The organism is Candidatus Brevundimonas phytovorans (assembly GCA_029203145.1).
In the GTDB taxonomy this organism is placed as follows: Bacteria; Pseudomonadota; Alphaproteobacteria; order Caulobacterales; family Caulobacteraceae; genus Brevundimonas; species Brevundimonas phytovorans.
Genome location: CP119309.1, coordinates 1,629,979 through 1,652,071 on the forward strand (window position 1 = coordinate 1,629,979; position 22,093 = coordinate 1,652,071).

Annotated in this window: 26 protein-coding genes and 1 tRNA gene; 17 read left to right on the forward strand and 10 right to left on the reverse strand. The window is 67.1% G+C overall.

Annotation, left to right across the window (positions count from 1 at the left end):
• The first annotated feature begins 125 nt into the window (after positions 1-125).
• From P0Y52_07940 to P0Y52_07975, 8 genes are read left to right on the forward strand one after another with little or no spacing between them, the layout of a single operon-like run.
• Positions 126-2,411 carry a phage tail length tape measure family protein gene (locus tag P0Y52_07940; protein WEK56489.1) on the forward strand — a complete coding sequence of 762 codons (2,286 nt, stop codon included), beginning with the start codon at positions 126-128 and terminating at the stop codon, positions 2,409-2,411.
• Entirely contained in the window at positions 2,411-2,995 is a 585-nt protein-coding gene (locus tag P0Y52_07945; protein WEK56490.1) for a hypothetical protein, read from the forward strand. The genes P0Y52_07940 and P0Y52_07945 overlap by 1 nt, the downstream gene beginning before the upstream one ends.
• Positions 2,995-3,630, forward strand: a complete 636-nt coding sequence (locus tag P0Y52_07950) for a hypothetical protein (GenBank protein WEK56491.1) — start codon at positions 2,995-2,997, stop codon at positions 3,628-3,630. The genes P0Y52_07945 and P0Y52_07950 overlap by 1 nt, the downstream gene beginning before the upstream one ends.
• An 8-nt stretch (positions 3,631-3,638) precedes the next feature.
• Positions 3,639-4,061: a hypothetical protein gene (locus P0Y52_07955; GenBank protein ID WEK56492.1), complete on the forward strand. Its 423-nt coding sequence runs from the start codon at positions 3,639-3,641 to the stop codon at positions 4,059-4,061.
• A complete protein-coding gene (locus P0Y52_07960; protein WEK56493.1) occupies positions 4,062-7,874 on the forward strand; it encodes a hypothetical protein in 3,813 nt (1,270 codons plus the stop codon).
• A gap of 17 nt (positions 7,875-7,891) precedes the next feature.
• The gene (locus tag P0Y52_07965; GenBank protein ID WEK56494.1) at positions 7,892-8,224 is read left to right on the forward strand and encodes a hypothetical protein; all 333 of its coding nucleotides are present in this window, start codon (positions 7,892-7,894) and stop codon (positions 8,222-8,224) included.
• Positions 8,225-8,270: 46 nt separating this feature from the next.
• Positions 8,271-8,756: a hypothetical protein gene (locus P0Y52_07970; protein WEK56495.1), complete on the forward strand. Its 486-nt coding sequence runs from the start codon at positions 8,271-8,273 to the stop codon at positions 8,754-8,756.
• Complete coding sequence (locus tag P0Y52_07975; GenBank protein ID WEK56496.1) at positions 8,753-9,061, forward strand: hypothetical protein; 309 nt, start codon at positions 8,753-8,755, stop codon at positions 9,059-9,061. The genes P0Y52_07970 and P0Y52_07975 overlap by 4 nt, the downstream gene beginning before the upstream one ends.
• Here the strand turns inward: P0Y52_07975 and P0Y52_07980 are convergent.
• Positions 9,058-9,240: a hypothetical protein gene (locus P0Y52_07980; GenBank protein WEK56497.1), complete on the reverse strand. Its 183-nt coding sequence runs from the start codon at positions 9,238-9,240 to the stop codon at positions 9,058-9,060. The two genes, P0Y52_07975 and P0Y52_07980, sit on opposite strands and share 4 nt — an antisense overlap.
• 577 nt (positions 9,241-9,817) lie before the next feature.
• Here P0Y52_07980 and P0Y52_07985 point away from each other — a divergent pair.
• From P0Y52_07985 to P0Y52_08000, 4 genes are all read left to right on the forward strand, one after another.
• Entirely contained in the window at positions 9,818-10,330 is a 513-nt protein-coding gene (locus P0Y52_07985; GenBank protein ID WEK56498.1) for a hypothetical protein, read from the forward strand.
• 351 nt (positions 10,331-10,681) lie between these two features.
• Positions 10,682-10,972: a hypothetical protein gene (locus P0Y52_07990; protein ID WEK56499.1), complete on the forward strand. Its 291-nt coding sequence runs from the start codon at positions 10,682-10,684 to the stop codon at positions 10,970-10,972.
• 63 nt (positions 10,973-11,035) lie between these two features.
• On the forward strand, positions 11,036-11,173 hold the full coding sequence (locus P0Y52_07995) for a hypothetical protein (protein ID WEK56500.1): 138 nt from the start codon (positions 11,036-11,038) through the stop codon (positions 11,171-11,173).
• A 393-nt stretch (positions 11,174-11,566) separates the two neighbouring features.
• Positions 11,567-11,848, forward strand: coding sequence for a hypothetical protein (locus P0Y52_08000; GenBank protein WEK56501.1), 282 nt, complete (start codon positions 11,567-11,569; stop codon positions 11,846-11,848).
• Between the two features lie 43 nt (positions 11,849-11,891).
• Here P0Y52_08000 and P0Y52_08005 read toward each other — a convergent pair whose 3' ends face one another.
• From P0Y52_08005 to P0Y52_08040, 8 genes are all read right to left on the reverse strand, one after another.
• Positions 11,892-12,164 carry a hypothetical protein gene (locus tag P0Y52_08005; GenBank protein ID WEK56502.1) on the reverse strand — a complete coding sequence of 91 codons (273 nt, stop codon included), beginning with the start codon at positions 12,162-12,164 and terminating at the stop codon, positions 11,892-11,894.
• A 221-nt stretch (positions 12,165-12,385) separates the two neighbouring features.
• Positions 12,386-13,087: an SOS response-associated peptidase family protein gene (locus P0Y52_08010; protein WEK56503.1), complete on the reverse strand. Its 702-nt coding sequence runs from the start codon at positions 13,085-13,087 to the stop codon at positions 12,386-12,388.
• Positions 13,088-13,195: 108 nt separating this feature from the next.
• Positions 13,196-13,426, reverse strand: coding sequence for a hypothetical protein (locus P0Y52_08015; GenBank protein WEK56504.1), 231 nt, complete (start codon positions 13,424-13,426; stop codon positions 13,196-13,198).
• Complete coding sequence (locus tag P0Y52_08020) at positions 13,423-13,809, reverse strand: hypothetical protein (GenBank protein WEK56505.1); 387 nt, start codon at positions 13,807-13,809, stop codon at positions 13,423-13,425. The genes P0Y52_08015 and P0Y52_08020 overlap by 4 nt, the downstream gene beginning before the upstream one ends.
• Positions 13,806-13,994: a hypothetical protein gene (locus tag P0Y52_08025; protein WEK56506.1), complete on the reverse strand. Its 189-nt coding sequence runs from the start codon at positions 13,992-13,994 to the stop codon at positions 13,806-13,808. Before P0Y52_08025 ends, P0Y52_08020 begins: the two co-directional genes overlap by 4 nt.
• The gene (locus tag P0Y52_08030) at positions 13,991-14,149 is read right to left on the reverse strand and encodes a hypothetical protein (protein ID WEK56507.1); all 159 of its coding nucleotides are present in this window, start codon (positions 14,147-14,149) and stop codon (positions 13,991-13,993) included. The genes P0Y52_08025 and P0Y52_08030 overlap by 4 nt, the downstream gene beginning before the upstream one ends.
• 9 nt (positions 14,150-14,158) lie before the next feature.
• Positions 14,159-15,349: an integrase arm-type DNA-binding domain-containing protein gene (locus P0Y52_08035; GenBank protein WEK56508.1), complete on the reverse strand. Its 1,191-nt coding sequence runs from the start codon at positions 15,347-15,349 to the stop codon at positions 14,159-14,161.
• 197 nt (positions 15,350-15,546) lie between these two features.
• Positions 15,547-15,638 (reverse strand) — tRNA-Ser (locus P0Y52_08040).
• A gap of 139 nt (positions 15,639-15,777) precedes the next feature.
• Here P0Y52_08040 and P0Y52_08045 point away from each other — a divergent pair.
• Genes P0Y52_08045 through P0Y52_08065 form a run of 5 tightly spaced genes read left to right on the forward strand, consistent with a single transcriptional unit; the run spans position 15,778 to position 21,386 of the window.
• A complete protein-coding gene (locus P0Y52_08045; protein ID WEK56509.1) occupies positions 15,778-17,325 on the forward strand; it encodes an exopolysaccharide biosynthesis polyprenyl glycosylphosphotransferase in 1,548 nt (515 codons plus the stop codon).
• Positions 17,325-18,776, forward strand: a complete 1,452-nt coding sequence (locus P0Y52_08050) for a lipopolysaccharide biosynthesis protein (GenBank protein ID WEK56510.1) — start codon at positions 17,325-17,327, stop codon at positions 18,774-18,776. Before P0Y52_08045 ends, P0Y52_08050 begins: the two co-directional genes overlap by 1 nt.
• Positions 18,773-19,705 (forward strand): glycosyltransferase, encoded by a 933-nt coding sequence (locus P0Y52_08055; GenBank protein ID WEK56511.1) that lies wholly within the window; start codon positions 18,773-18,775, stop codon positions 19,703-19,705. The genes P0Y52_08050 and P0Y52_08055 overlap by 4 nt, the downstream gene beginning before the upstream one ends.
• The gene (locus P0Y52_08060; protein ID WEK56512.1) at positions 19,702-20,442 is read left to right on the forward strand and encodes a polysaccharide deacetylase family protein; all 741 of its coding nucleotides are present in this window, start codon (positions 19,702-19,704) and stop codon (positions 20,440-20,442) included. Before P0Y52_08055 ends, P0Y52_08060 begins: the two co-directional genes overlap by 4 nt.
• A complete protein-coding gene (locus P0Y52_08065; protein ID WEK56513.1) occupies positions 20,439-21,386 on the forward strand; it encodes a glycosyltransferase family 2 protein in 948 nt (315 codons plus the stop codon). Before P0Y52_08060 ends, P0Y52_08065 begins: the two co-directional genes overlap by 4 nt.
• Here P0Y52_08065 and P0Y52_08070 read toward each other — a convergent pair.
• Positions 21,383-22,084: a hfsB gene (locus P0Y52_08070; protein ID WEK56514.1), complete on the reverse strand. Its 702-nt coding sequence runs from the start codon at positions 22,082-22,084 to the stop codon at positions 21,383-21,385. The genes P0Y52_08065 and P0Y52_08070 overlap by 4 nt on opposite strands.
• Positions 22,085-22,093: the final 9 nt, after the last annotated feature.

Here is a 22,093-nt window from a genome sequence, read left to right on the forward strand (position 1 = left end):
GACACATGGTGTCAGCTACCGTCGGCGCCCTGCGCGTTGTTCTTGGCCTCGACAGCGGCGCTTTCACCGACGGCCTGTCGGCTGCGCAGAAGCACCTCAAGGACGCCGGCGGCAAGATGCAGTCCGTGGGGGCGGGTATCGCCACGGTCGGCGCGGGCATGTCAGCGGCTATCACGGCGCCCTTCATCGCCCTCGGCGTCCATCTGCTGCAAGGCAGTCAGGACGCCGCCCATGCTGCCGGCCAGGTCAAGGCTGCGCTGACCAGCATGGGCGACGCCAGCGGAAAGACCTTCGAACAACTGTCCGCCTCGGCCGAAGCGCTGCGCAATCTCTCTGGCGTCGATGACGACGAGATCCTGACGAAGCTGACAGCGAATATGCTGAGCTTCGGCAGTATCTCCGGCGACGCCTTCGACCGCGCCCAGCTGGCCGCCCTGAACCTGTCGGCCCGCATGCAGGGTGATCTGCAGGGCGCCACCATGATGGTTGGCAAGGCGTTGAACGATCCGGTGAAGGGCCTGGCAGCCTTGGGCCGGGCAGGCATCCAGTTCACCGCGCAGCAGAAAGACCAGATCAAGGCCATGGTCGCGGTCGGCGACACAGCCGGCGCCCAAGGCATCATGCTCGGTGAGCTTGAACGCCAGTTTGGCGGCGCGGCTGAGGCGGCCGGGAACGCCGACGTCTGGAAGCCGATGAAGACGGCGCTCATGGATCTGGAGGGCGCGTTCGAGCCCATCGTCCGCGACGTGATTGGTCCGCTGATCGCCAAGGTAGCTGAGATCACCCGAGCTTTCGCAGGCCTCTCGCCCGAGACTCAGAAGTTCATCGCCATCGGAGCGGCGGTCGCGGCGGCCATTGGTCCCCTGCTGGTCGGCCTCGGCGGGGTGGTGACTGCGGTGGGGGCCCTGCTGCCGGTGTTCGGCGCAGTGGCCGCCGTCATGAGCGGCCCGGTCATTCTGGCGGTCGGTGCGGCAGTTCTCGCCTTTCTTGCCTTCAAGGACGACATCATCCCTGTGGTGATGCAGTTCGCCGCGGCTTTGAAAGAGACACTGGGCCCAAAAATCGAGCCGCTGTTCGACGCCCTGAAGGGAGCTGTCGCCGCTATCGGCGAGGTGTTCGGTGCCATCTTCGGCGGCGGAGGCGGCTCCAGTTCTGCCCAGTTGAAGGCTTGGGGACAGAGCATTGCCCAGGTGTTCGGCGCTGCGCTCGATTTGATCACCGGCGCCATCAACATCATCACTAACGTCTTCCGTGCCCTCGGGGCCCTCCTGCGTGGCGACTTCAGCGCCATGTGGGGCTTCCTGTGGCAAGCAGTGAAGGCCGCTGTCGGCGCTATCCTCAACGCCTTTGAGACCCTATTCCCCGGCGTGATCGCGTCGATGCGCAAGTTGGTCGAGGGCGTCACCTCCTGGCTTCAGGGCAAGCTGTTCGGCGTCCTGCGCGGCGTGATCGACAAGGTAAAGGGCGTCTCGGACGCCTTCTTCAAGCTGTACGACGCCGTCGTCGGTCACTCATACATCCCGGACATGGTCATTGAGATCGGCCAATGGATGCAGCGTCTCGACCAGAACATGGTGGCCCAGGCGCAAAAGGCGACCAACTCGACGGCAGAGGCCTTTGAGGCGGTTCGCGACCGGGCGAACGCCGCGCTGGAAGGCCTGCTGACCGACAGCGAGCGGGCCTGGCGCGAACATGCGCAGACGGTGAAGGCGCTGCAGGACGGCATTGCGCTCGGCGGGCCTGATGCGGCGGCTTGGAAGACCGGCCTGGCGCGAGAGAACGCGGGCTGGGACGCCCGTGGTCTTTCCCTGCCGGAAGGCCAGACACTGACTGACGTCGGCGATATGCCGGGCGTGCAGGCCGTCAACAGCGCCATCGCCCGCATGAACCAGGCGATCACCGACAGCCGTGAGAAGTTCGCGGACGCCTTTGCCTCCGGCATCGACAGCGCCCTGCGTGGTGACTGGGAAGGCGTTCTTCGCGCCATCGTCGGCGACACGTTTCAAGATGCAATCAAGGGCATTGGCCGAAGCCTGTCCGACGCGTTTGGCGGCGGATCGTCCGGCGGCGGCTTCGACTGGGCCAGCCTGCTCAAGAGCTTCAAATTGCCGGGGTTCAAGACAGGCGGCTCGTTCCGCGTTGGCGGTGCGGGCGGCATCGACAGCTCTCTGGTCGCGTTCAAGGCGACGCCGGGCGAGATGGTGGATATTCGCCGACCCGGTCAGGGTCTGAGCGGTGGAGGCAAAGCGCCGATGCACTTCGACCTCACCGGCGCGGTCATGACTGCAGACCTTCTGGCGCAAATGCAGCAGATGGCGACGGCGACCGGCGGCGCGGCCTTCGCAGGCGCCCGCCAGACGGTCCCGTCCGACATGGCGCGGACCAGCCGTTACACCCGAGGGCGTAGCTGATGGCTGTCCTCACGCTGCCGACCGATCCGGCGCCCGCCAAGATGGCCATCGGCATGGTGTCGGCGAAGAACGTGTTGTCCCCTGCGATGGGCGGCGCCGAACAGGAACTGCTCCGCAAGGGCACGCGCTACGCCCTCACCTTCTCCATGCCGGTCATGACCTACGTGCAGTCGATGGACTGGGACGATCTGATGGCTGAGGGCGACACGGTGCTGATGCGCGTATTCCAGCCCGGTCTTGTGATCCCGAACCCCGGCACGCCGCTGGTGAAGGGCGCGGGTCAGGCCGGGACGTCGCTGGTGATCGACGGCCTGCCCAACGGCTACGTCATCCGCAAGGGCCAGTTCCTCTCGGTCGTCTCCGCAGGCCAGCGCTTCCTCTATCGCGCCAAGGCCAGTGCGACGTCTGTCGCCGGCACCGCAACCATCCCCCTCCGCACGATGCTGCGCCGCCCGCCGAACGACAATGACGTGGTCGAGATCGCGCAGCCGATGATCGAGGGGTTCGTCCGTGACCTTGGCGAGTGGGCCGTGGGAATCGAGCGGCTGGTCGGCCTGCAGTTCACGGTCAGGGAGCGCGAGTGATGGACGCTTCCCTCGTCGCCGCCTTCCAGCAGCCCGCGCCAATCAAGTGCACCCTCGTCCGGTTCGACATGCCGGGCGGCGCGATCTGCCTGACCGACGGCGGCTTTGCGGTGTTCGACGCTGGCGAAGGCGAAGGGCCGGAGACCTACTTCGGTCGGCATCCGGTCTATGGCGTCCTGTCGTCGGTCGGGTCGATCAAGGACGGCGCTGATGCGCAGACGACGCGCGTCGATATCGTCATCCTGCCGGCGTCGGACGTAGCCACGGCCGCGCTCGGCAATCCCTCGACCCAGGGCGTGCGCGTCCAGTGGTGGGAAGGCGTCATCGATCCGGCCACCGGCGGGCTGATGGGTCTGCCCGAACTGAAGTTTGACGGCGAGATCGACAAGCCCCGGCTTCAGGTCGGGGACAGCTGGTCCCTGACGCTGGAGTGCGGCACCCAGGCCGAGCGCCAACTGGAGCCGAACGCCGACTGGCGCCTGAACCACGCCTTCCACAGCCGCATCTGGCCCGGCGAGCTGGGTCTCCAGTACGTCGACGGCGTCGCCCGCAAGAATGAGTGGCGCAGCCGGCCCGAGAACCCCGGCCTGTTCAAGCGCCTGCTGAACACCTTCGTCCCCCTGACCAAAAAATAGGCTGACGCATGACTTCCATGCTGAAGCGGGCCGCGGCGACGCAGGCCTGCATGGACCGCTTTGCCGGTCGCTCATACGCGCCTGGTGTTCGGGACTGCGGCAAGCTGGCGGCCCACGCCCTGCACAAGGTGGGGCGGCGGGCCAAGCTGCTGACCGCCGCGCGCCACACGACCGAGGCGGGCGCCGTCCGGTACATCCGCAAGGCCGGGTTCAAGGATCTGGTGGAGTTGATGGATGCTGTCCTGCCGGGCGCGCGCATCGCCCCGGCCGCCGCCCTGCCCGGCGACATCATCGCCATGGCGATGGACGACGGCGATCCCTTCGGCTGCTCGCTGACGGTCGCGCTCGATAACGGCCGCATCCTCGGGTTCAAGGACGGCGTCTGCCAGGTCCTGATCCCGCTGCACTTCGTCACCGCCTGGAGGGTCTGAATGCCTCAGCTCGCCCTTGCGGCCGCGTCCTTCACCGCCAGCGCCGCCCCGGCCGTGGCCGCCACAGCGGCGAAGGTCGGCTTCATGACGACGCTGAAGTCGGTCGCCATGAACGTGCTGACCAACGTGGCCATCTCGGCCGCCATGTCGGCGCTGCAGCCGCAGGTCGGCGCGGCGGGTCGCACCTTCGAATGGACGCTCGATCCTGACGGGCCCATCCCGTTCGCCGCAGGGCGCATCGGCGTGCCGGGCTCGGCGGTCTATCGCAAGACCTTCGGCCCTGACCTCATGTACTACGGCATCCCGTCGGTGCTGTCGGGCGCCGGGCCGATTGACGGCTTCGAGGGCGTCCGCGCCGATGACGAGACGGTGGCCTTCGACGCCACCGGCATGGCGATCACCAGCCAGTACGCCGGCGAGCTCTGGTACCGAAACCGTCTGGGCGCTCAGCCGGATACGGCCCTTGTCTCGCCGACCGGCCTCAAGAAAGGCGCCAGCCTGCCGGGCTGGACCTCGGCCCACAGGCTGTCGGGCAAGGCCAGCTACCTGCTGGTGATGGGCGAGAACTCGAAAGGGACCGCCTATCCGACCGGCGAGGTGAAGCCGATCATCACCTTCCGCGGCCTCCTGGGCTGGGACCCGAGGCGCGACAGCACATATCCGGGCGGCTCCGGCGCCTGTCGTCTGAACGACCCTTCGACCTGGGTCTACATCACCAACCCGATCCTCTGGGCCCTGAAGTGGGCGCTGGGGCTGTGGGAAGGCCCGACCGGCAAGGGCGCGCCGCAGGTCGATTATCAGGTCGGCGGCATCGGGGCGAAGCTGTCGGGCATTGACGTGCCGGCCTTCGTCGCCGCCGCCAATGTGGCCGACGCCAATGCCTGGACCGTCGGCGCCTATCCAACGACCGACGACGACAAGAGCCAGGTGCTGGACGCCTTCCTGCAAGCGGGCGGCGCCATCTACGCCCAGCGCGCCGGCAAGATCAGCTGCATCCAGCGCGCGTCGATCCGGGCGAGCATCGTCACCATCTCGGCCGCCGACACGGCAGGACCGCTGGAGATCGACACGGCCGCCAGCCGCATCGACCGTATCAACACCATCCGCCCCCGCTTCTGGTCCGAGGCGCATCGCTGGCAGCTGACCGCCATCGATGAGGTGACGGCCGCCGCCTATCAGACCGAGGACGGGGCGAAGCGGACGCGCGGGATCGACTATCCCTATGTGACCAACGCCAAGCAGGCGGCCCAACTCGCGGCGCTCCAGATCGCGAACACGCGCGAGGGCATCGCGGGCGTGATCCCGCTGAAGCCGCACCTGCAGCGCATCCGCCCCGGCGACGCCTTCACCATCACCGAACCGGGCTTCGTCCTGAACGGGGTGAAGTGCCTGTGCCTGACGACCGACTATGATCCGGCAACGGGCGTGGTGCGGGTGTCCTTCGTCAGCGAGACCGACGGCAAGTACGCCTTCGCCATGGGCCAGAACCCGACGCCGCCGTCGCCGCCGGTCCTGACGCCGGTTGATCCGACCTATGTGTCGCCGCCGGAGATCGACGACTGGACGATCGTCGTCCGCCCGCCCTCGCCCGCCGGCGGCCAGCTTCCCGGCTTCGACCTCGGCGGGATCGTCAGCAATGACACCGCAACAGCCATCATCGTCGAGCATGGGCCGACCGCGGCCGGGCCATGGACGCAGGCCTATCAGGGCCCGCCGACCGTCACGAAAATCCCGGTGGACGGCCTGCAGCCAGGCGCGACCTACTACGTCGCAGTCCAGTATCAGCGAAACCAGAACTACAGCGCTCGGCAGGTCTATGGGCCCTACACGGCGCCGCTGCTGGACCCGTCGCCGACCGCGCCGACCATCGTCGCCATGCAGGACGCGATCGATGCGGCCGAAACTGGGCTCGGATCGCTGAACGCGGCGATCTACACGCCGGGCACCGGTCTGCTGGCCCGCTCTGACGCGATGTTCGCCAGCCTCAACACGCCGACCACGGGCGTTCTGGCTCGGCTGACGGCGGCCGAGACCGCCATCACCACGAACGATACGGCTTCGACGACCCGCCTTGTGGCTCTAGAAGCCACGGTGAATACGGCTGGAACCGGCCTCGTCGCGCGCATGGGAGTGCAGGAGGCGGCGACGGCGAACCTTGCAACCGGCAAGGCTGATGCATCTCGCGTCACTGCCCTAGAGGCCAAGGTCGACACGCCTGGCACTGGACTACTGGCGCGAATGGCGTCCCAGGAGACGGCGACTATCGACCTTCAGACGCAGAAGGCGGACGTCAGTCGGGTACAATTGCTTGAGGCGTTCGCGGCTGGCGGCGACGGCGTGATGAAGGATGGCGGGTTCCAACTCTGGCCCGCAGCAAACGCCCGACCCGATAATGTCGGGGCGCCGACCGGCCTGACGATCTCCCGCCAGACCACAGGGCTCATCTACGGCGACAAGGCGATGCGTCTGGTCGATCCGGGGACAGGCAACGCTTCCTTCCCCATCGTGACGGCTGGCTTCGCGCCGGCGTCGGACGCCCTGTATTGGGTCGTCGAGTATCAGGTGACGGTCAACAGCGGCGACCTGAAGCGCTTCGGCGTTCAGTTCCGCGCCAACCGGACGACGGGGTATTACGGCTCCACAGTCGATCTGGCGATCAATCACCCGACGACGACGCCGGGCGTAACCTATCGCGGTTCCAAGATGTTCACCGTCGCGCCCTTGGGCGGGGCGGCTGGGATGCCGACGACCTGCCAAGGCTACTTCTACACCAACCTCGCATCGTTCTCGGGCGGGGCGTTCAGCGCCAAAGACCTGACGCTTCATCGGCTGCAGTTCCGCCAGGCGACGCCCGAAGAGATTGCGACGGGCTCAGTCCTGCCGGATGTGGCGTCCCGCGTCGCAACCCTAGAGACCGCTACCGCGAACCTTCAAACAGGAAAGGCAGACGCCAGCCGTGTCACCTCCCTGGAGGCCACAGTCAACACGCCCGGCACTGGCGTCACCGCGCGCCTGACGACGGTGGAGAGCGTCGCGGCATCGGCCAATGGCACGGCCAAGGCGATCAAGGGCGTGGTGCTGGACGTCAACGGCTACGTCAGCGGCTTCAGCTCGACCAATGACGGCACGACGTCGGCGTTCGAAATACTGGCCAGCGCCTTCGGCATCCGCGACCCCGGCGCCGGGGAGCGCACCGAGTACCGGGCGGGCAACTGGTACGTCTACAGCCCGACCGAGAACACCCGCACCCGCTACGGCAAGGCGTTTGGCGGCACGCAAAAGCTGGTCTGGTGGACAGGGCCGACCTCGGTGGCGGAAGGCTCGGAGACCAAGGCCAACGCCTACGTCTACATGAGCCAGAACGCGGTCAGCGGGCCGCGCTTCGGCGGGTCTGACGTGCCTGTCGCTGGCGTTGGAACTGCAGCAGCAGGGCGGGGAGCCGTTACCGGGACGATCAGCAACACAACCTTCGTGACCGTGGCCAGCGTGACATTCGCCAACCGAGCGGCGGCCGGCTTCTGGACAGCAGCGATCAGTGGTCTCGCGGCATCGACAAGCGGTGTGGACGCCAACCTGGAGTTCCGCGTCATCGAGCAGGGCGCATCTTCTCCCCTCGCTTCCAGTTTAGCAGTCGTGCCCGGCGGTGGCTCGTCGTCCCTGATCGACCTGTCCCTGAGCCCCGCTGGTCTTCTTGCCCAGACCCGACCAGCCGGCGCCATCACTCTCAATCTTCAGGGCCGCCGCACAGCGGGCACGGGCACCGTCACCATCAGCGGCGGCGACTTCAACGTCACCTACACCCCCTCAGTTTAACCCAAACAGGACTCCCCATGGCTACGTTCACCAAGCCCAAGACCATCGCCGAAGCCGAAGCTGCCGAAGTGGTCATTGCCAGCCTCTATCTGGACCGTGTCGAAGCCGCCCGCGCCGTGATGACCGGCCCAGAGGCCCAGGCCTTCGAAGCCAAGGTGGCGGAACTGCTGTTCGATGGTCTGCCCAACGGCACGTCGGCGGCTGTAAACATGCCCAGCGTGGCGAAGTGGTTCGTCGACGTGCGCACTGGACTGGACGCGGATTTCGCCCGGCTGGACGCCCTCGTGAACCCGCCGCCAGCGCCGTCGGCGCCCGAAGAGCCCCAGGCCCCGGCTGACCCGGAAGCCTGACGAACCCGGTTCGTCTCCAAACACCACCCATCGCTTAGGAGCCCGCATGTCCGCAGGCCATCACATCGGCATGCCTTTCGCGTCGTGGGAGGGAATCGTCGCGCTTCTGACGGCCCTTGGCCTCGGCGGGGTTCTGACCGCCTGGGCTCAGAGACCCTCGCGCCGCGCCGTCGCCGCCACGGCGGCCAAGGACGAGGCGACAGGGGAAGCGGCCGTCATCGCCGCCATCGCCAGCGCCCTGACCGGCACGACCGCATCCCTGCGCGAAGAGATCGAGCGCATGCAGGACACCCTCAACGAGTTTCGCCAGAGGGTGGCTGAAGCCGAGGCCGAGGTGCGCGCCGCCGTCGCGCGGGAGGCTGAGCAGGCGCGGCTTGTGGCCGATCTGAGGAGGCAACTCGAGATCTCCCATGCCGACGTCGTTCGCCTACGCGCAGAGCGAGACACGGCGACCGAGAAAACTATCCAGCAAGAGGGCGAGATCCGGCAGCTCAAGGCCGTGATCGACGCGCACGCGAGGGCCACGGCATGAACCTACCCATTGTCATCCGCTTCCCGCCCATGCCCCAGACGACCACCATTCTGGCCCTGGGCTTCCTCGCCGGCTGCTTGCTCTACACGCCGATGATCGCTTGGGTGGGCCCGCACATACCCGCCGACTATCGCGAGAGCGTCCAGACCATCGTCGGGCTATTCAAGGACGGCATGCTGCTGATCCTGGGCTTCTATTTCGCCAAGGTCGTCAACGCGGGACAGCAGGACATGGCGAACAGAGCCATAGATGCTGCGGCGGCGGCCCAGCCCGGTGCAGTTGAGGTCGTGAGGACTGAAGGCTAGTCGAGCAACATAAATTCGAAGCGCGCCAGTTCCTCGGACCTGACCCCATCGGCGCGGGCGGCCGCCAGGGCAGCGGTCATCTGCAAACGCCAAGCGTCGGTCGCAATAAGCGACGGCATGGCCTTTGCCTGGCGCACCAACACGCGAAGCGGCTCCAGGTTTTGGCGGTCTTCAGCCATCAGGCCCTCGGTGCAAGGAGCAGCGCGCTGCAGGGCTGCCGGTCACGGGTGGCTAGCTTGTCGATCAATCGCGTTTCCATCGAAGCAGTCTCCTAAAGTAGCGCCATCACTCCCTGAGTGAAAACGATGATGCTTAGTATGGCGAAGATGGCCGTCGCGCCGATCAACAGAATCAGCAAGGCGTGTTCTGGACGTTTCTCCATCTCTGCAGCTCAGTCCTTCTTCTGCCCGGGCTATTGGACGCGGTAATCAAGTACATCGGGGTGGACGCTGAAGCCTGCTCTCTCTGCGAGATGTGCGGCACTTTCGACCGACCCCATCATATGGTTTGGGCGCCGCTTTGCTTGGCCGTTCACGAGCGGGGCGTACTCGTACCAGACACGGTCTTCGCCACCCGGCACCCTTCGCCAGCACCGCAAAATGACCGCTGTCGCCATGCATCGCCCCCATCACCTCCCCCAAAAGGCAACGGGCAACTTGAGCATCGAAAGCACGATCGCTCTCTAACATAGATTAAGCCGACGCAGATCTACCGGCGCCGACTAACCCCACCCCAAAATCGGAACTGGAGACCGACATGGACCGCAAGGCCCTGTTCGATGCTGTGCGCCCCTATGCGCCCGGCGCGAAGCTTAAGCCCGAGTGGGTGCCCATGATCGACGCCTTGGCCGACGCCATGGGTTTGGCGCGCACCGCCGGAGCGCCGGGCGAACCAGACCCCGAACTGATCGCGGCGCTGAAGAAGGACGAAGGCCTGAGATTGAAAGCCTATCCCGATCCGCTGTCGCCAAGAGCTCGAACAGGCAAAGGCTCGGGGGCTCCATGGACCATCGGATACGGCCGCGCGAGGGGCGTTCAGGAAGGCCAGGTCATCACGGAAGCGACTGCGGAGGCTTGGCTGATCGAAGACGCCAGAGAGCACAACGCCGTCATCCACACGGCCCTGCCGTGGCTAAGGCGTCTCGACCCCGTGCGCCGACGCGTAGTCGAAAACATGCACTTCAACATGGGTTGGGACGATCCAAAGACGCTCGCTTTCGAGGGGCTGTCAGGGTTCAAGAACACGCTCGGCCACATCGAGGCGGGCTGATATGCGCAGGCGGCGGCCGGCATGCGGTCCAGTCTTTGGGCCAAGCAGGTGAAGGGGCGCGCCGTGCGCCTGGCTCGCGAGATGGAGACGGGGAGGATCGCTCAGTGATCGCCTTTGCCCTCCGCGTCGCCCGCGCCCTCACCCCGACCGCCTGGCTGATCCTCACCGTCCTCACCGCCGTCCTGATCTTCGGCGGATACTGCGCTCACAGGGGCGCTGAGAGCGTTCGCGACCGTCAGGCGGCCGAGCAAGCCAAGGCCGAGAGCAAGGCCTCCAGCGCGCGGGAAACCGCCGCGAACGGGGCTGTCCACGACAACACCACCATCCGCAACCGGCAAGAGGAGAGAGACCATGCCGCGCAAGCCCTTCCTGATGGCGTGCCTGATGATCGTGAGTTGCAGCGTCGCTGTCGCCAGCTGCGCGACGTCGGGCGCCGCCCTGCCCCGTGCCGAGGACTTGAGGGTCCAGCCTAAGCCGGTGCCGTCTGACGAGGTGCTGACCAGCCGCATCGCAGGCGAGCAGCACGACAACGCGGTCGAGGCCTGGGGCGAGGCTGGATGGGCACAAGTTGGCCGCCTATGCCGCTTCTTCGACACCATTGGAATGAAGGGGCTGGAGTGTCCGCGTGAAAGCGTTCAGTGAGATTCGGCGTCGACGATCGTCTGGGGATGTGGAAATGTCAGTCATCGTTTCGGGGGAAGCGGAATGTTGATCTCCACAATTCTGGGGGAAATCCTGTTTGCGGCGCATAAGATGCGGCGCGGCATCGTGCTGGGCACACCTGTGGCGATGGTGGTGGCCGTGGCAGCTATGATCATCAGAAACTGGCCTCATAGCCATTGAGCCCCCCGCCGACTGACAGATGTACGGATCGAGCAACCTGGTCAAATGAGGGGCGCGCCAACGGCTGAACATCGGACGTGCTTCGAGATCGTGACGGGGAGCGATGCGGTCGATACGGCGGGGGTCGGGCGAATAGAGAGGCCGCTGTGGCGAAGGCTTCTGCCGGGTTAGGCCAGACAAGCAAAAGCCCGCCTGCCACATTGGGACTCAGACGGGCTCACCGAGCCGAAGCTCTGAGTTCTAAATGGGGGCGCGGGCGCTGTCTGCAAGGGTCGAGACCGCGGGCTCCGGCATTATGGCTAGACTTACATGTCTGTGGATATCGTTAACCATTAAGTTGTGGCGACTCAACCTTGAGCCCCTCATCAGGGTGTCAAGCAATGGAGCTGCCAGATGCCCAATGGTTTCAAGCATGCAGTACAGCGTTGGCGTCAAATGTCGCTCGAGGAAAAGGGTGACGATCTCACATGGGCGCGCTTCTCCCGATTGGAGGAGCGCATCATGCGTCACAGCCCCAGAAATCCTGCAGAGGCTGCCGACATGTTGGAAGTCGTCATCGACATGACGGATGGCCGCGGCGATGGTCTGGATTCGAGAGCCCTGCGTTCTGTGCGGCGGCTACTCCTCCAACAAGCTGAAACAGTCTCCAATCTCCGCGCCCCTGGCGCTGCCTAGTTGATATGTCCGCTCTGGTTCGCCGGGGCGGGCTTTTGTCGTTTCAGGCGCGCGGCGTCAGATCGCGATACGGTTGACCCCGCTCGCCCGCCTCGGCGCGGGTCAGCACCTTGGTCTCCTGCGCCGAACCGACGTGGATCACGATGTCCCGGTGCCGCAGCCCGTCATGCAGGGCCGAGCAAGTCGCCCTGACGCCGGACAGCACGTTCACCCAGTGGTCGGTCTGCACCGAGATCAGGCCGGGCAGCTTGTCGGCGTCATCGCCAGCAGCTTTCGCCATGCCGTCCAGCGCGTCGTTCAGTTCGGCGGGGGTCATGCCCGACGGTCTATCTGAGTCGGGAGACCTTGCGCACTCCTACCGCCGACGGCGCCGCCGGCCGCGCCTTCTGGACAGGGGTCTCTGCAGCAGCACGACCAGAATGCCTGTCACTATCGCCATCGGGCCCAACCATGACGCCCATGGATGCTCCCATATTTGTGCGACAGCTATGCCCCCAACGGCGACCAGGCCACCAAGCAGTTCGACGCGGTTTGGCGTCAGCATGTGACGAGCGCTCCATCTGGCAAAGGCCGCTGCAGCTCTTTCGCGATCTCCCACGGCGCCGACATCCAGGCCTCGATCTCGTCGGGCTCGGTCAGGATCACCGGCATGGCCTTGGGGTGGACCGACTTTACCGGTTCGCTGGGCTCGGTCGTCAGGAAGGCGAACAGGTCGCAGGTCTCCATGCCGGTCTTGATCTTGCGAACGCAGGTCCAGTCCTGGACGTGGACGCCGGCGAAGAAGGCCAGCGGCTCCGGGTCGTCGACGGCCAGCTTGAACCAGATCGGCCGGTACTTGCCTTCGGCGTCTCGCCCCGGCTCGCTGAAGGCCGTGAAGGGGACCAAGCAGCGGTGCTCAGGTTTGAGCCATGGCTTCCAGTGCGAGGACGCCGTGTTGCGGACGTTGGTCGTGCCGCTGTCCGGTTCCATTTCCAGCAGCTTGGGGAAATCGACGGCCTTGCCCTTGGCTCGCAGCTTGTCGGCGCGCCTGGTCGCCGCATCCATCAGCGCTTTGCGTGACGACGGCATGCCCCAACGCGCGGCGGTCAGGATCCGATCTTCCCCCTCCCAGCGCACGATGGGCGCCGCGTAGTCGGGGTAGATGTCCCGCGGCTCCATGTTGCCGACGTCAGACCGCATGGCGCGCGACAGGTCGAGGATCGCCTGGGGGCCGCTGCGCTGTCGGTAGAGGTTGCACATGACGGGAACCTCTCACGCGTCCGGCACATTGAAAAGACGGAGCAGGATGCGCTCCAGCTGCCTCGCAGCAGAACACCCCTCGCCCTCGCCGGCGGGGGGTGTTTGCGTTCAGTGGTCCAACGCGCCCAGTTTGATCAGCCCCTGGACCACGTCATCCTCCAGTGAGATCGCCACCTCTTGGGCAAAGGCGCGTCGCGCTTCTGCTTCGTCGAAGATCAGGCGCTCGGGTGTCTTCCTGTGGCTGGTCAACCGGAAGAAGGTCTCCCGTTTCTGGCGTGCCGCAAGGCGCTCTATACGCTCCAACTTCACCCCGGCCTTGGCCTGAACCAGCTTCTTCATGGCGACCTCCTATCCGGCGATTCAGTCGGACGAGTCGGCTTTGGTTCCCCCTTCGGTAGACCCGCCCTTCGTTGCTTCTGAGCGAGCCGACGCCTTTCGATGATGTTTGCCTGGAACAGCCAGTCGCTGTGAGCCTGAAATTTCTGGTCGCCCTCGGCCGTCATCAACCAGTGCGACCGCATGCCGTGATGCGCCTGGAACCGGATCATCCCCTTGCAATCACCGTTGGTGCAGAGGGGAAGATGGTTGAGCATGGAGAAGCTCAGTCCCTTGTGGCGGGCAATGCGCTGAAGATCGACCTTGCCGCCGTCTCTGCACCACTGGCACGACCATGTAACGCGAACGCATTGCTCCAGCAGCGCGCCGACGGTCGTCACGATCATTGCAACTGCACGCCTCGACTTCGCTCTAGCCCGGCCTGCATGCGGGCGATCGAGCCGGGCGCCTTGGCCTCGATCTCGCGCAAGATAAAGCCGGCGCCCGCCCGACCGTCAGCGCAGGTCAGGTCCAGCCCAACCAGCTTCAACATCAGGTCGGCAAGTTCAGCATCCGGGGCGTCGCTCATCATGCGGGCCTCCCCACCAGAGACATGCCGGCGACCAGCCCAGCCAGAAGGCTGACGGTCTTCTCCGGCATCTGGTGATCGGTGCGAGCTTCAAGCTCCCGGTCCAGTTCGGCCAGGTCGCGGGCAAATGCTTCGTCAGGCCCATCTTGTTCGTGCATCTGCGCCTCCTACGCGCGCTTTGGAAACTGTGTGACGTTCCCGACCTTGCCCGTGCAGAAGTCGGCCCAGGCGTCCATGAGGCCACGCCGCTTTTCGAGAGCGTCAGACCGGCGATAGGCACGCTCCACGGCATTGCCGATTTGGTGAGCCAGCGCCTCTTCGATCAGCTCGCGCGGGTGGTGCGTGCAGTCGCCGGCCCAGTCTCTGAACGACGACCGGAAGCCGTGGACCGTGGCGTTCGGGATATTGTTGGCTCGGAGAACCTTGCTGAGCGTCATGTCGCTGAGCGGACCGTTCCAACCGGGGAAGATAAGGCCCGACCGAACGTCCCGCGGGATGCCGTCGAGCAGGGCTATGGCAGCCCGCGACAGCGGCTCCCGGTGTTCTTTGCCCGCCTTCATGCGCTCAGCAGGGATCACCCAGGTCTCGCCCTTGATCTCGGACCAGTCCGCGCCCCGAACCTCGCCTGAGCGTTTTCCAGTAAGGATCAGAAAGCGCAGCGCGAGCGCCGACACGCTCTTGCGGCCAGCCAAGAGGGTGATGAGCGCCGGGACATCGCCGTAAGGCATGGCGTCGAAGTGCGCCTTGTTGCGAGCGGCCTTCGGAAGAAGAGATGCGAGATGGCCCCGCCAACGCGCCGGGTTCTCACCCTGGCGGAGCCCCCTCGCCTTCGCGGCATCGAGAACCCGCTCGATCCTTGATCGCACCCGCGTGGCCGTCTCGGCCTTAGCCGACCAGATCGGCGTCAGCGCCGCGAGAACCATCTCAGTGTCGACGGCCGAAACGTCCGCCTTCCAGATGGCCGGCGCGTGCTGCGTTAGCGATGCCTCCCACTGCCCCCGCTGCTTCGGCGAGCGCCAGCTGGGCTCCAAGGCGTCCATCAGGTCGTTGGCGACGGCGGAGAATGTGCGCGCCGTCGGCGGGATCGCGTCGGCGCGCCGCTTTTCGATGGGGTCGAGACCTTCGCCAAGGTCCTGCCGGGCCCTGCTGGCAGCCGCACGCGCTTCGGACAGCTCCACATCCTCAATGGAGCCCAGCCCCATCTCTCGACGCTTTCCATGCCGGAAATAAATCCAGACCCAACGCCGGGCACCGGTCTGATCGATTCGCAGATAGAGCCCCTGGCCATCAGCGTGCATGCCGGGCTCTCGAAGAGCTTTCGCTCCTCTGGACGTCAGTCTGTTGATCGCGCGCGCCATACGGCCTCCGTGAACGTAAAGAGAACATAGAGGAACGACAGGACCGGTCGCCACCCTAAGTCCGCCCTAAGTTCCGCCCTAAGAGCGAGCGTTGGCTTCGAGCGAACGGGTATGGACTAGAGCGGACAAAAAGCCCGGTAATCTAGGGGTCTGGGAGGTTTGCTGTGGATTGCCACGGACCCCTGCGGACGGGGTTCTGGCGGAGACGGAGGGATTCGAACCCTCGGTACCCCTTACAGGGTACGACGATTTAGCAAACCGTTGCCTTCAGCCACTCGGCCACGTCTCCGGCAGGCGGCGTGGATAGCGAGTCATTCGCCCCGGCGCAACGGGGCAGCTGAAATACTGTCGCGTTAACGCGCCATAGATGGCCGATATGCGAGAAAACCTTGAACCTCACGCCTGTTAGATCGCGCTTTTCCTCTCTCATGACGTCCGCCGACACCCTCTTTACCGCGCCGACCCGAACCGCCGACGCCGAGCAGACGGCGGCGGCGGGCGGGGCTGATTCGCTGACGGCGGGTCAGGCGCGACGCGGGCCGTTTCGTCCCGACCTCTGGCTGAACAGCCGCCAGCGCGGGGCCGCTCGCCTTCGCGTCTTCTACTTCCGGGGCGTGGACATCGTCTGCGTCTGGGGGATGAGCTTCCTCGCCCTGGCGCTTCTTTCCATCGACTACGGCCTGATGGCCGCGCGCGTCATCGAGGCCCTGCCTCTGGCGGTCGGGGCCATGACCGTCCTGGCCCTGCTGCGCTCGCTGGATCTCTACCGGTTCGAGCGAGACCAGTTGCTGGCCCTGCATCTGGCGCGCGTCGCCGCGATCGTTGCGGTGGGTGGTCTCGCGGTCGGCCTAACCGGCCTGGCCCTGCACGGCGTGACCACGCCCTGGTCGGTTTACAGCCAATGGACCGTGGCGACCCTGGCTGTCCTCTTGGCGACCCATATGGCCTGGAGCTATCTGGTCGCGCGCTGGCGCCGCGGGGGAACCCTGACGCCGAATCTTGTCGTCGTCGGCGCGACGCGACACGCCGAGGCCCTGATCCAGGAGGCCTTGCAGCGTCGTGACCTGAATGTCCTCGGCGTGTTCGACGACCGCCTGGCGCGCTCGCCCCGCGCCGTCGAGGGCGTCCCGGTCCTGGGCGAGGTCGACGCCCTGCTGAACCATCGCCTGACGCCCTATATCGACCGCATCGTCCTGGCCATCGACCCCAAGGCCGTGGCCCGCGTCAGCGAGCTGACCCACCGCCTCGGCGTCCTGCCCATTCCCCTGACCCTGCTGGTCGATCCCCGAACGGCGAAGCAGCGCAATGCGGCGCTCGAACGCCTGGCCCAGGCGCCGCTGGCCCTGATGCAGGGAACCGTGTCGCCGGATCGCCGCGCCTTTCACAAGCGCCTGCAGGATTTGGTGCTGGCCTCGGTCGGCCTGCTGCTGCTGGCGCCCCTGCTGCTGTTGATCGCCGCCCTGGTGCGCCTCGACAGCCCCGGTCCGGCCCTGTTCCGCCAGCGCCGCCACGGCTTCAATCAGGAAGAGATCGTGGTGTGGAAATTCCGCACCATGCGTCATGAGACCGCCGACGCCACCGCCAGCCGTCAGGTCACGGCCGACGACGACCGCATCACCCGCCTCGGCCGTTTCCTGCGGGTCAGCAGCCTGGATGAGCTGCCGCAGCTGCTGAACGTGCTGCGCGGCGAGATGTCCCTGGTCGGTCCGCGCCCCCACGCCATCGGCATGAAGACCGGCGAGACCGAGTCCGCACGCCTGGTCGCCGACTACGCCCATCGTCACCGCATCAAGCCCGGCATGACCGGCTGGGCGGCGATCAAGGGCTCGCGCGGCCCCCTGCATACCGAGGCCGAGGTGCGCCGACGGGTGCGGCTGGACATCGACTATATCGAGCGACAGTCCTTCTGGCTGGATCTGTGGATCATCGCCGTCACCATTCCTGTCCTGCTGGGCGACCGGATGTCGGTGCGCTGATGTTCTGGCGCGGCGTGCTGGGCTACCTGCCGGCCAATGTGATGCAGGGTCTGGTCGGTTTTCTGACCATCATCGTCTTCACCCGTCTGCTCAGCGCAGAGGACTATGGGCGCTACGCCCTGGCCCTGTCGGTCATGACCCTGGCCCATGTGGCCAGCTTCAGCTGGCTGGAAGCCGCCATGGCGCGCTTCTGGGCCGCCCAGCGCCAAGGCGCGGACATGGCCAGCCATTTCGCCAGCCTTTATCGCACCGCCTTCATCGTCACCGCCGTCTTCCTGCCGGTGGCGGGGATGGCCGTCTGGCTCTGGCCGATGCCGGCTGAATTCCGCTTCCCCCTGGCCGTGGCCCTGGTCGGCATTCCGGTGCGCTGCTTCGCCAAGCTGGCCCAGGAGCGCTATCGGGCGGCGGGCGAGGTGCGCCAGGCGGCCACGCTGGACATCTGGAACACGGTCGCCGGGTTCGTCGTCGGGGCGGCCTTCGCCCTGGGCGGCGCGGGCGGCGCCTCACCGCTGGCGGGCCTGCTGATCGCCCCGCTGATGGCCCTGCCCTTCTTCCTGCCCGGCGAACTGCGCGAGGCGCGTCAGGGCGTGGTCGATTCCCAGCGGCTTAAGGCCTACGCCGTCTATGGCTATCCGATTGCGGCTTCGCTCGGGCTCTCGCTGGTGCTGGCCTCGACCGACCGCTTCCTGCTGGCCATCTTCCTCGATGAGGCGGCGGTCGGCGCCTATCATGCCGGCTACAGCATCGCCAATCGGACGCTGGACGTCCTCTTCATCTGGCTGGGCGCGGCCGGGGGACCGGCCCTGGTCATGGCGCTGGAGCGCGGCGGGCGTCGCCAGTTGGTCCTGGCCGCGCGCGAACAGGCCTCGACCCTGGTCCTGATCGGCCTGCCCGCGGCGGTCGGCGTCGCCCTGGTCGCGCGACCGCTGTCAGAGTTCATGATCGGCGAGGACCTGCGCGAGGCGGCCATTCTGGTGACGCCGTGGATCGCCCTGTCCGCCTTCCTGTCGGGCGTGACCGTCTATTACTTCCATCAGGCCTTCACCCTGGGCCGCCGCACCGGCTGGCTGCTGCTGGCGATGAGCGTGCCGGCCGTGACCAATGTGGCGCTCAACCTGCTGCTGATCCCGCGCTTCGGCGTCGTCGGCGCAGCCTGGGCCACGGCCGCCAGCTTCGCGGTCGGCCTGCTCGCCTCGGCCTCTATCGGCCATCGCATCCTGCCGCTGCCGATCCCGTGGAACGCCCTGATCCGCTGCTCGCTGGCCGCCGGCGTCATGGCTATGGTCGTCTGGGTCCTGCCCCCCGTCGGCGGCTTCGCCGAGCTGATGCTGGACGCCTCCGTCGGCGCGGTCGTCTACGGCGCCTGCGCCTGGGGCCTGAACGCGGGCGGCGTTCGCCAGCTGGGACAGCGCCTGATCGGCGCCCTTCGCGCCAGAAGGGCCGCCGCATGAACGCCCGACTGCACGACAACCCCGCACGGACTGAGATCCAGCCCATCCTGTCGGTCCTGGTCCCCTTCCTGCGTGACGACCCCGCCGCCCTTCTGGCCCTGCTGGACCGTGAGGCGTCGGCGCTGAACGGTCGGGCCGAACTGGTCCTTCTGGACGACGGCACGGCTGATCCCGCGCTGACCGCCCGCCTGACGGCCCAGATCGACGCCCTGACCCTGCCCGCTCGCCTGATCACCCTCAGCGCCAACGAAGGCCGCTCCATCGGACGTAACCGACTGGCCTCGGCCGCACGCGGGGCCAGCCTGCTGTTTCTCGACAGCGACATGCGGCCCGACCACGACCGCTTCCTGCAAACCTGGGCGGCGCTGGCCCGCGACCAAGCCCCCGCCGTCGCCTTCGGCGGCTTCTCCCTGTTGCAGGCCCCGGACGAGGCCCGCTTCGCCGTCCATCGCCAGATGGCCGCCCGCTCCGACTGCCTGCCCCACGATCAGCGCGCCCTGCAGCCCGAGAAGTACGTCTTCACCTCCAACCTGCTGGTCCGCCGCGACGTGTTCGACGCCGAGGCCTTCGACCCCGGATTCTCGGGCTGGGGCTGGGAGGATGTCGAGTGGGCCATGCGCGTCTCGCGCCGGTTCGCGGTGGTGCATCTGGACAACCCGGCCACCCACATGGGTCTGGACACAGTCGAGGCTCTGGCCGCCAAGTACGAACAGTCGGCCCCCAACTTCGCCCGCGTCGTCGCGCGACACCCTGACTTCGTCGCCGCCTACCCCAGCTATCGCGTGGCGCGAAAGCTGAAGGCCGTGCCGGGCCTCAAGGCCATCCGCCCCCTGTTCAAACGCGCCGCCCGACTGTCCGCCCTGCCGACGCCCTTGCGCGCCTTCAGCCTGCGCCTCTACCGCGCCGCCCTCTATGCGGAGGCGATATGATCCAGCCCTACACGCCTGACCTCAGCCTGAAGGGCAAGCTGCGCCGCCGCCTCGCCCGGCTGACGCACCGCCGCCCGGCGCGACTGGATCTGACCCGCCCGACCGTCAGCTTCACCTTCGACGACATTCCCGTCAGCGCCGCTCACGCCGGCGCCGAGGCGCTTGAGGCCCAAGGCGCGCGCGGCACCTTCTACGTCTGCGGCGGCCTGTTCGGGCAGGAAGGCCATATGGGCCGTTTCGCCGATAGCGGCGAGATCGGCGATCTGATCCGACGCGGCCATGAGGTCGCGGGCCATACCTACGACCATCTGGACTGCCATCGCACGCGCGAGGCGGATCTGACCGCCGATCTGGACGCCAACGACGCCGCTCTGCGCGGCCTAGGCGCCGCCCCGATCCACTTCGCCTATCCCTATGGCGAGGTCTCGCCGCGCGCCAAGGGCCTGCTGGCCGGGCGCTATTCCTCGCTGCGCGGGGTGCACAAGGGGTTGGTCCACGACGGCGCCGACCTGAACCAACTGCCCGGCGTCGGCATCGAGGGGGCGGACGGTCAGGTGGTCGGTCGCCAATGGATCGACCGCGCCGTCTCTGAGAACGCCTGGCTGATCCTCTACACCCACGACGTGCGCGAGGCCCCTTCGCCCTGGGGCTGCACGCCCGACGCCCTGTTACGCCTGATCGCCCATGCTCAAAAGGTCGGCTGCGACATCCGCACGGTGGGCGAGGTCCTGGCGTGACCGCCCCCGACGTCGCCGTCATTGTCCCGACCCTGCGTCGCCCCGACAGTCTGGAGCGCGCCCTGCGCTCCCTCTTCCTCCAGACCGGCGTCGCCGACCGCCTGCGCGAGATCGTGGTGGTCGACAACGATCCGGCGGCCAGTTCTCGTGATGCTGTCGACCGCCTGCGCCCCGCCTCCCCCGTGCCCCTGATCTGGCGTCACGCCCCTCGGCCGGGCGTAGCCACGGCCCGCAACGAAGGTCTGGCCGCCACAGACGCGCCCCTGATCGCCTTCCTCGACGATGACGAGGCCGCCTCGCCCGGCTGGCTGGCGGCTTTGCTGGCGGGCCAGAAAGCCACCGGCGCGGACGCCGTCTTCGGCCCGATCCGGGGCCGCGTGCCCGACGGGACCGGCTGGACCACCCCCTACCTCGAACGCTTCTTCGGTCGCGAAGGCCCGGCGCAGTCGCAACGGATCGACAACCCTCACGGCTGCGGCAACGCCCTGCTGGTGCGCGCCGCCGCCCTGCCCGGCGTCGCCCCCTTCAACACCTCGGCGGATCAGTCAGGCGGCGAGGACGACGCCCTGTTCGCGGCCCTGGCGGCGCGCGGCGGTCAATTCGGCTGGGCCGCTGACGCCTGGGTGGACGAGTTCGCCCCGCCGCACAGGGCCACGCTGCGTTACGCCCTGACCCGCGCCTTCGCCTATGGACAAGGCCCCAGCCAGACCGCCGCTGCCGCCCGGAACTGGCCCGCCGTCGCGCGCTGGATGGTGATCGGCGCCGCCCAGACCGTCGTCTGGGGAAGCGCCGCGCTCGCCCTGACCCTGATCGCCAGCCCCCGGCGCGCCGAGATGCTGGACCGAAGCGCGCGCGGTCTGGGCAAGCTGTTCTGGATGAAGGGCTTCGAGCCGCACTTCTACGGCGCGCGCGAACTGGCGCGGCTGGAGCGTCAGAAGGCCTAGCCGACCAGCCGCTTCAGCATGGGCGGCGGCGTCCAGGTCGAACGGTTCATCACCACCCCGGCGATGCGCCCGCCCACGGCGTCGATCTCGTCGCGCAGGGCCACCGGCTCGCTGGCCGCCGTCGTCTCGGCCGCGACCACCAGAATGGTGGCGTCGACAAAGGGCGCCAGGGTGATGGCCATGTCGCTGCGGTCGGCGGCGGGCGTGTCGATCACCACCGTATCGGCATGGGCGCGCAGGGCGGTCCAGTAACGGGCTTCCGCCACTGGCTCGACCCGCTGGCCGGCGCGTAGCAGCTCGGTATGGAAGCGCGTGACGAACAGCCGCCCGCCCAGACAGGCGCGCGCCGTCACCAGCCGCGCGGGGGCCACCGGCAGGCCGTCACGCCCGCGCATCGGCGGCGTCACCGCATAGAAGGCCGAACCGTCCGGCGAGGCCTGGACCGGCGCCGCCAGACGGCCGAACCGCTCAGGCTCTGCGGCGATGGCGTCCAACTGTCCCTGCTGGGTCAGATCCCCGTCGATCAGCCAGACGGGTCTGCGGGCGCGCACGGCGGCCAGCCGCGCATATTCCCGCGCCACTGTCGAGACGCCGTCGCCGGTCGTGGCGGCGGCGAACTGGATGACGCGGCCGCGATGGGCCGACGCTGGTCCCAGCGCCGCCCACAGTCCCGCCATTTCCGTCGTCAGATCGACCATCGAATCGGT